Origin of the sequence: Ruminococcus sp. RTP21359st1_H3_RTP21359_211015, assembly GCF_040909065.1 — a bacterium.
Taxonomy (GTDB): Bacteria; Bacillota; Clostridia; order Oscillospirales; family Ruminococcaceae; genus Hominimerdicola; species Hominimerdicola aceti.
This window is the reverse complement of sequence record NZ_JBDGDD010000078.1, coordinates 1-1,632: the sequence shown is the minus strand read 5'-3', so window position 1 is coordinate 1,632 and position 1,632 is coordinate 1. Positions and strand designations below refer to the sequence as shown.

General features: G+C 40.9%; 1 protein-coding gene and 2 pseudogenes. 2 read left to right on the top strand and 1 reads right to left on the bottom strand.

From position 1 onward, the window contains the following. Positions 1–320, top strand: a 320-nt coding sequence (locus tag AB5Z01_RS13705; RefSeq protein ID WP_368365619.1) for a transposase, incomplete at its 5' end; no start/stop codon positions are given. A gap of 28 nt (positions 321–348) precedes the next feature. Here AB5Z01_RS13705 and AB5Z01_RS13700 read toward each other — a convergent pair. Next, positions 349–504, bottom strand: a pseudogene (locus AB5Z01_RS13700) (ATP-binding protein); the annotation flags it as partial. A gap of 318 nt (positions 505–822) precedes the next feature. Between AB5Z01_RS13700 and AB5Z01_RS13695 the strand changes: the two are divergent. Continuing rightward, a pseudogene (locus AB5Z01_RS13695) lies at positions 823–1,632 on the top strand (MarR family transcriptional regulator); the annotation flags it as partial.

Below are 1,632 nucleotides of genomic sequence, written 5' to 3'. Positions count from 1 at the left end.
CATCACAGGATACCATTCGGATCATCCTGGATAATCATTCTGCACATACTTCCAAAGAAACACGGCGCTTTCTGGATACTATGCCAAAGGGACGTTTTAAATTTGTGTTTACACCAAAACATGGCTCATGGTTAAACATGATTGAAAGCTTCTTCAGCAAGATGACCAGACAGATGCTTCGAGGAATTCGTGTCAATACCAAACAGGAGTTGGAAGAACGAATTTACAAGTACTTTGACGAAGTGAACCGTGAACCCGTGGTTTATCACTGGAAGTATAAAATGGATGAAATCAGTGAAGAGGAAGCAGTATCAATTTAATATAGCAATTATTTAATATTCGTTATACTAGTAAACTGAAATGCTCCCAATCGGTACGCATAAGCTGTCCCATGTTCAATAGCAGGAGAACCGCCACGAACAGGAACAGGAGCGTACCTACGCAGAAGCGGTACACAAGGTTCTTGTCGCTGGCTCTGATACGCTTTCCCTTTCTATTTATCAAATATTCATCTCCTTTCAAAAAAACTGGCAGTCGTTTATGACTACCAGTTCATAGGTATTATTTATTTTCTTTAGTTTGTTCTATAGATTTAACTGTTACGCCATCTCCAAATGAGCGTTTAATAATAGCAGAGAATTTATTTATAATTTCAGCAACTTGTTCCTCTGAAAGAGAATGCTTTTTTAAATCTTCTGGCGTTAATTGCTTTGTAAAAGCCTTGAAAATAATTTCATTGTATTTCCCTAACCCGGATAAACCGGAAAAGTTATTTTTATTTTCTACCCCTTGTGTTATTCTAAAGAAAAAGGGGGTTTTTATATGTTACTCACTGATAAATACGCTGATAAAATTCATGGCATCATTACCTGTTATGACCGCATGATCATTCAGGGATATATCCCAAACTGGAGCCATGCGGAAGCAATGACTGCCTATATGAAACTCAACGGTATCCGTATTTTTGATTATCCCACCAGTTTCTCCCAGCCCCTTACGGAACAGGTCCGTCAGAATGCGGAAAAGATTGCTCACGAAAATGGAATGGAAATTGAGTTTATCCGAAAACTCCATGCTTTTCGAAAAGATGACCGCATCCAGAACATCATTGCCGAAACCGGAAAAACGGAAGGTCTGATCCATATCTTTTCTGCTATGGAATGCTGTAATACCTACAGGCCCTGGCATGATAAAACAACTGGGAAGACCTTCCTGAAGTTTGACCAGAGCAAGTGTCTTCATTACTATTTCTATTTTATCGACAGGGAACTTGGCCTTTGCTATCTTCGTGTCCCTACATGGCCGCCTTTCCGTCTTCAGTTTTACATGAACGGTCATAACCTGCTCGCCTATAAGCTTGATAAAAAACAGCTTTCTTACCGGATGCAGGACAACGCGTTCCTTGAAATCTCCGATATTGAAACTGCTCAGAAACTTTCTGACCGTATCAACCCGCAAGGGCTCCATAAAGTTCTCGATGTCTTTGCCAGACGCTACAGTCCCGTTCCGGAATCTCTCGGGCTGGGTTATACCTGGACGGTTCAGCAGATCGAATGTGCCACGGATATCATGTTCCGTAAGCCGGAATACCTGGCACCAATCTATGATGAAATCATCCACACTGCGATATAT